Origin of the sequence: Bacillus cereus group sp. BfR-BA-01408 (genome assembly GCF_022663305.1) — a bacterium.
Classification (GTDB): Bacteria; Bacillota; Bacilli; order Bacillales; family Bacillaceae_G; genus Bacillus_A; species Bacillus_A pacificus.
The window spans coordinates 1-223 of the sequence record NZ_JAKUFF010000311.1 but is presented as its reverse complement, the minus strand read 5'-3'; the positions used below and the strand labels follow the sequence as shown (position 1 = coordinate 223).

Here is a 223-nt window from a genome sequence, read left to right as displayed (position 1 = left end):
GAAGCGAAAGAGATATGAGTGGTTAAAAGACATTAATGCACAAGTTCCCAAACAGGCTTCAAAAGATTTTGATACGGCGAGAAAACATTCGTTCAAAAAGTACAAAAATGGTTATCACACTTCTTATAAATCCAAAAAAGATGTAATCCAAGGATTTTATGCCAATTATGAAAGACTGGTTATAGGAAAGAAAGTCGTTCATATTCAGTCTATTGGAGAAGTG

At 33.6% G+C, this 223-nt stretch carries 1 pseudogene; it reads left to right on the top strand.

Annotated features, from left to right (window positions below):
- Positions 1 to 223: pseudogene (locus MR083_RS27425) on the top strand (RNA-guided endonuclease InsQ/TnpB family protein); the annotation flags it as partial.